The organism is Rubritalea profundi (assembly GCF_002954445.1).
In the GTDB taxonomy this organism is placed as follows: Bacteria; Verrucomicrobiota; Verrucomicrobiia; order Verrucomicrobiales; family Akkermansiaceae; genus Rubritalea; species Rubritalea profundi.
In genome coordinates this window covers 1,448,637-1,454,761 of the sequence record NZ_MQWA01000001.1, presented here as the reverse complement: position 1 = coordinate 1,454,761, position 6,125 = coordinate 1,448,637, and the positions used below count along the sequence as shown (strand labels likewise).

Annotated in this window: 5 protein-coding genes and 1 pseudogene; all 6 read right to left on the bottom strand. The window is 47.5% G+C overall.

Annotation, left to right across the window (positions count from 1 at the left end; genetic code table 11):
* Positions 1–299 precede the first annotated feature (299 nt).
* Positions 300–2,102 carry a beta-L-arabinofuranosidase domain-containing protein gene (locus tag BSZ32_RS06355; RefSeq protein ID WP_105042663.1) on the bottom strand — a complete coding sequence of 601 codons (1,803 nt, stop codon included), beginning with the start codon at positions 2,100–2,102 and terminating at the stop codon, positions 300–302.
* Positions 2,103–2,188: 86 nt separating this feature from the next.
* Complete coding sequence (locus BSZ32_RS06350; protein ID WP_105042662.1) at positions 2,189–3,844, bottom strand: right-handed parallel beta-helix repeat-containing protein; 1,656 nt, start codon at positions 3,842–3,844, stop codon at positions 2,189–2,191.
* Between the two features lie 149 nt (positions 3,845–3,993).
* Complete coding sequence (locus BSZ32_RS06345) at positions 3,994–4,425, bottom strand: leucine-rich repeat domain-containing protein (RefSeq protein WP_165788686.1); 432 nt, start codon at positions 4,423–4,425, stop codon at positions 3,994–3,996.
* A gap of 219 nt (positions 4,426–4,644) precedes the next feature.
* Positions 4,645–4,824 (bottom strand): hypothetical protein, encoded by a 180-nt coding sequence (locus BSZ32_RS06340; RefSeq protein ID WP_105042660.1) that lies wholly within the window; start codon positions 4,822–4,824, stop codon positions 4,645–4,647.
* Positions 4,825–4,865: 41 nt separating this feature from the next.
* On the bottom strand, positions 4,866–5,564 hold the full coding sequence (locus tag BSZ32_RS06335) for a thioredoxin-like domain-containing protein (RefSeq protein ID WP_105042659.1): 699 nt from the start codon (positions 5,562–5,564) through the stop codon (positions 4,866–4,868).
* Between the two features lie 32 nt (positions 5,565–5,596).
* Positions 5,597–5,680 (bottom strand): annotated as a pseudogene (locus tag BSZ32_RS20310) (NADH-quinone oxidoreductase subunit D-related protein); the annotation flags it as partial.
* Between the last annotated feature and the right edge of the window lie 445 nt (positions 5,681–6,125).

Here is a 6,125-nt window from a genome sequence, read left to right as displayed (position 1 = left end):
GCAAGCGAGATCACGCCAGCCGAGGTCGTCGACGTGGATGATCACTACATTGTCGGTCGGCGCTGCTGCGGCGACTGGAGTTACGCAAGTTACTGCTAACATTGCGGCGCATGATGCGGTTAGGCTGGCGATTTTCAGATAGATTCTACGATTCATAAGATGGTTATATACTGCTAGAAATTTGCTTTTTGGGTGAGGTGTTCGGAGTTGCGGTCATGAGGTGATAAGGTGGTTGTTAAGCGAAGGAGGAAGCAACAGGCCGCGTGGCACACACACGGCTTGGGGCTTAAACGCTGGGGTTAGCGTTTTTTCCAGAGGATCTGACGGCTATATGTTTTCGGATCGTAGTGATGGTCGATGACGTCATTGATGGGAGCCAACGTCACGTCGCTGGATTCAACGGCGGCAGTTTTGCTTTCGGAGTTCCAGGTCAGTTTGATTTCGTTCGGCAATGCCAGTTCTTTTTTGCTCATGGTTCCCAGTAACAACGGCCCCTGATAGACCTTCTGGTATCCCTTGATCGTATGGATGTTGTGGGTTGCGACCAGATAAGGTTCCTGTTTAAAAGTGTACACCAGCGTGTCGCCAGCTTTCAGCGCTTTAGACACAGAGATAAAGTTGTCTTTTTCTGTGGTTGCCTGCTCTTTTCCGTTGAGGGTCATTGCGATCTTTCCGGCCCAGGATGGTTTGAAAAAGGCAAGTGCAGTTCCGGCTTGCGGAGCTTTTTCAACGGTAACGGTTACGACGCCGTTATACGGATAGTCGGTAGAGACCGCCAGCTTCCCCCCGTTAAATGAAATCTTGGCATCATTGAAGAAGGGCAACATGAGTGTGTTCTCTGATTGCACAAAACTGTATTCAACCGCTTTCATCAGCCCTTCCGACCCGCGCATGGTGCAACACCACCACGCTTCAAGATTTTTTATTTTCAAAAAGGCATGCTCATGGCCGGAACAGTTTTCCAGACCGAACCCTCCATTTTTCCGCTGAGCATGAGCCATTCCATTGAAATAGATTTTGTGTGATTCTTCGAGATAAGCGGTTTTACCCGTGGCTTGCCAAAGTTGGGTGGCCACCATGAAGGCATCGATAATGGCACAGGGTTCGGTGTGTGTCGGACGGCCGAACCAGTTGTAGTTCATATGATTTTCAGTGGCTCCTTGCCGAACATAGAGATTGAAGCGTTCTTCGGCTTCGGCAATTAAGCTGGCATCTCCTGTCATCGCCGCATAGCGGGTCAATCCGCGCAATCCGGTCAGGGTTGCATGGGTCTGGGCTTTAATGGCCACAAGATCCACTTTCAGGAAACGAGCGATCATTTCATCGATAATGGGATAGAGGTCTTTCCGGTCGAGTACTTTGGCCGCCTGAATCACCCCATCCATAAAAATGAAATCACAGCCGATATCGGTAGAAAGACGCCAGGTTCCTTCACTATTGAGCACTTCGCCGGAATAGCCGCCCTTTTCTTTTTCCCGCTTGGCCGGGTCAATCGGGTAACTTTTATGTTTCCCCGCAGTTGGGAGTACTAGGTTGTTGACCACATCCTCGATCATCTTTTTGACCTTGGGATCTTTACGGTCCTCATAAAGCTCACATAATCCACGCAAATACCAACCATGTCCGGAAAGCTGCTGTTCATCGCACTGTGGGAAATAATTCTTGCCGAAATACCCTTTGTTATTCATCCGTCCCGGCAACATATCTATGGTCTTTTGCAGGTGTACAGCATCGCGATCAACGGCTTGCTGCAACATGGCAAGCGATAGAATGGTACGTCCTTCCATATCACCCGGCCAGTCGTACTTGGCCTCACGTAAACAACCCACATTCTCAATCGGCTGATAACGTTTGGTCTCCAAACGGTCGAAATTGCGCAGGATCCGCTTCTGCAGATCGCCCTCGATCTGAATGTTTTTAAGGCCAATCGTGTTACGGCTGCCTTGCGGACCGGCCAAAGCCGATGTCATCAGGCCACAACAGAATAGCGTGGCGAATACTGCAGAAATACTATGCTGAATTACCTTGGAGGGAGATTTTTCGTGTCTGTCTGTAAGTGAGTTCATCTTATCTATTCTTTGTTGGATTGAATTTTCTGCCATTTTGTAGGTTTCCCTTTATCTTGAGTGTTGCATGCGCTCCCACCTTGGAGGGAGATTTTTCGTGTCTGTCTGTAAGTGAGTTCATCTTATCTGTTCTTTGTTGGATTGAATTTTCTGCCATTTTGTAGGTTTCCCTTTATCTTGAGTGTTGCATGCGCTCCCACCTTCACATCACTGTGAAAGCGATTGTTCAACAGGGTGATGTCCTTTGCCTTGTCAATGCGCATGGGGGAATGAAAAGTACTGTTTTCGATGTGGATGCTTTGAATGCGGGTGGTCTCAAAGAGGCCTTTGCCACCGCTCTGGAAAACCATGCCCGATCCCCTACCTACCCGAAATTCACTATTGCTTATGCGCATGTATGCTGGACCAGGGCCCTCCACGTGTTTGGTCCGTGTCGAGAAGCCGTAAGCCACGTTGTAGCAGGTGAAGGTACAGTTCTCTATGGTGAGGGAAGTCTGCATGCGGATGCTGAAGGTGGCAGTACAGTTCTTCATGGTGGTGTCGGGGTTTGCCGCTTGTTTACTCCAGACATGAAGGTCTTTGACTAAGCCTTTGATTGGCGTCTTCAGCGTGATGGTGATGGGCGGGCAGTAACGACCGCCGGGGATGATCTTGGTGCCGTCTTTATGAGGTTTTTCCTCATAGCCGGTGATCTCGGCTGAGCCGACCACCTGATTTTCGCTGTTCATCACCATCAGTGTTTCACCCACCCGCAGGGGGTTGTACTGAATAGGGAACTTCTGTTGGATGATCAGTTTGGTGGGTGAGATGACTTTTTGAATTCGCGAAGAGAGAATGCAGAAGTTGTAATCGTCATCACCAAGGCCGGCGGTGTCGCAGCCGTCGAAGACCAGCTTGGAGCGGTTGCCCGTGACGTGGAAGGCATCACGGCAGCCGGACACCAAACGCTTGGTTGCAGGCTTTGGGACGACGTCGACGTTAATAAACCTGAGGGTTCCCTCGGTGCGGTAGATGCTGTAGGTGAACCAGGGAGCACCCCAGACCGCAATATTTTCAAAGTGACCGTCAACCGTATCGTGGATATTGAAGAGGGGGCCGGGGCCGTGCCGCTGGGCCACCCCCGGGCGAGGGATGCTGAAACGGGTTATTCTCTTCTTGATGTTGCCTGTTATATTTTTGGGAATTGATTTGCCGTCGAAGAATACTCGGGCGCGATCTTTACCGAGAACTTCAGTTTTCTTCACCGCGTAGTGTTTGGCCGCCTTCATATGCTTGCCGTTCTCGCACCAGACAAACCCGCCGAACCACTGTTCACCGTCTTCTTTGGTCGGCCCGCCCAGGTTTTTCTCATCGCCGGATTGCAGCACCCTCACATCGACATAGGCGCCCTTCGGATCTACGGCTTCGATCACTGACTCGATAAACATGGTGACTGTGTAATCCACGTTGAAGTTCTTGATTACGGGGTTCTTCGCATAGTCCAGATCCATCATGCGAATATGGGGATCTAACAGAAAGGTAGAACCATTCCCATCGATGGTGATGTTCTTGGTATGCTGAAGAGCAAACAGATAACGCTCCTTTCCCGTAGCAGCATGGACAGTCTTATTTTTGGGGAAGACCAGACGAGCATGCTTCCCTTTCAGGGCACGTGCCGCCTCGACCATCTTCAGAATGGCCGGTCCGTCATCGGTCGTACCGTCAGCCTTGCCGCCGAAATCTTTGAGGTGAAGGTCTTTCGCATTTGCTGTTGTCACTCCCAGCATAACAGTTGTCATAAGTATCTGACACCATCTCTTCGTGATTCTATTTTTTAACACGTTCAGCCTCCGTTTTAGGGTCGTCATCTGCGGTATGTTCCTTCATATGGTTTCGTAGTTAAATTAAGCAATATTCTTGTCGAATACTTTTTGTATAGGACGGGTTCTTATTTCGTTGCACCTATTAACTTTACCGGTCTTCCAGCCCAGGTTTTACCCCAACCCTTTGCACCGGATTTTCGGTAAATGGTGGGGGTGGAATTCTTCAAAGCATCAGCATGAAATGTAGGTGCATTTCCGAGGAAAATTATTTCCTTCAATTTTGGACACATTCCAAAGGTGTATTGACCAATGCGCGTCACACCCTTTGGTACCGTTAACGACGTAAGATTTTTGCAAAATGCAAAGGTTGCAGTGGGTAGAGACTTGATGCCGCTGGGCAAGATGAGACTGGTGAGTCCTGAATGTTGAAAAGCTCCAAAACCAAAGCTTTTCACACTATCGGGGATGGTAATACTGGTTAGGTTTTTACAGCCATTAAAGGTCATGGCGCCTATTTTGGTGACACCTTCAGGAATAGTAACCTTCTTAAGATTCATGACTATGAGACAGACTAATTGACCTGAATTGGCAGAGAGTTCAGTCAGAGAGGGGGCCGCCTTTTTCAGGGGTGCCTCTTTGGTCTTAGGTTGCTCGGATGGCTTCTCTGCGTGCACAACAGAAGGTAGTAGAGCCACGAGAAGGAGGAAGATACGGAGTGTGTGGGTCTTCATGATTGCTAGGAATTTGCTTTTTGGGTGAGGTGGTCGGAGGGGCTTTCATGAGGTGATAAGGGGGTTGATGAGCGGTAGCACTGCGGAGAGCTTGCTCTCCGGGTAGTGGGTGATTCGCTCATCAGCTAAAGCCACGATGTCATCCGTGATTTCAAATGGTGGGAAATGTTGCTCACCTGTTGATGGCTCCGACGCCACGTTGTTTTCTAGTATTTCTTGAGACATTGTCTTAGATTGAAATTTTTAGTATTGAGAAATTGATTATTTTACTCTGATACTAGTTTTGAAAGCTGCGGTAATACTTCATAAGCATTACCTTTAGCTATAACTTTACCTGTCAAATCAGTGACAAGCATGGCTGGAATACCTCTTGATTGGCTGGGATATTTTTTACGGAATTCTGGCACCTTGCTAAGTTCTAGGTGAGGCCATGGCATCTTTTTAGATTTAGCATAGCCATCCATCGCTTTTTTATCACGGTCGCTTGAAATAAGAACGATTTCAAAATCATCATTCTTCTCTTTGTTGTAAAATTTAACTAGAGATGGAGTGAATCTTTGGCATGGTCCACACCAAGATGCTGTATAGTAAAAAATATAGTATTTTTTCGGTGTCTTGACATCATCCGCTTTCTCTAGACTACCATTTTTAAGTAGCAGTAGATTATCTTGAAATAATTCTGAGTAGACGCTTGCTGAATTTTTAGGTGCCCATTTTTTCAGTTTTCCAATGGATTCCTTAGAGAGTTTGCCTTCACTTATTTGCAATCTTTTGCCGCGGGTAGTTAGAAATGTCCCAACTAGTTTTGAATCTACTTTTTTCTTAGAAACAAGCTTGAGCGTTAGTTCCTGCCCTTCTGGATTTGTCCAGGTTTCAAATTTTGCAAGACTAGTCTCTGCCAGTAAAACAAGGGTAAGTAGGGTTAATTTGGTGAGTTGGGCAATCGTTGTTATAGGAGCTTTCATAATTGATTAGGTTAAGGTTATTGAGGTTATTTCTATCGATCACATTCGCCCATGACGAAGTCTAGTGAGCCAAGGATGGCGGGGACGTCTGAGACCATCGTGCCTTTGAGTAGCTCGGCGCAGAATTGCTAGGAATTTGCTTTTTGGGTGAGGTGGTCGGAGGGGCTTTCATGAGGTGATAAGGGGGTTGCGGGGGAAAAGAGGGGGTAGTGAATTAGGAATTCTAAATTTAGAATTGTGAATTACCCCTCACTGGAAGAGTCAATGGTGGAGTTGTGTCTGTTTTGGTGAGTATCGCTTGATTTGACGTTAGATTCGAATGTAGTCCCCTTACCCGCCGTGCCAACAAAAATTTTAGCAACGGGTGTTTTTGAATGATGTTGTAAACGGGGGTTATGTGGGATCGAGAACCAGCACGACTATGAGACAGACTAATTGACCAGAACCAGCACGACTATGAGACAGACTAATTGACCAGAACCCGACTATGAGACACAGAACCCGACTATGTCGACTATGAGACAGACTAATTGACCAGTCTACACCGAGGTCGTTGTTCTA

Coding starts and splice junctions, on each gene's coding strand:
- BSZ32_RS06335 (WP_105042659.1), bottom strand. CDS start 5,564: ATGAAAGCTCCTATAACAACGATTGCCCAACTCACCAAATTAACCCTA.
- BSZ32_RS06350 (WP_105042662.1), bottom strand. CDS start 3,844: ATGACAACTGTTATGCTGGGAGTGACAACAGCAAATGCGAAAGACCTT.
- BSZ32_RS06340 (WP_105042660.1), bottom strand. CDS start 4,824: ATGTCTCAAGAAATACTAGAAAACAACGTGGCGTCGGAGCCATCAACA.
- BSZ32_RS06345 (WP_165788686.1), bottom strand. CDS start 4,425: ATGAATCTTAAGAAGGTTACTATTCCTGAAGGTGTCACCAAAATAGGC.
- BSZ32_RS06355 (WP_105042663.1), bottom strand. CDS start 2,102: ATGGCAGAAAATTCAATCCAACAAAGAATAGATAAGATGAACTCACTT.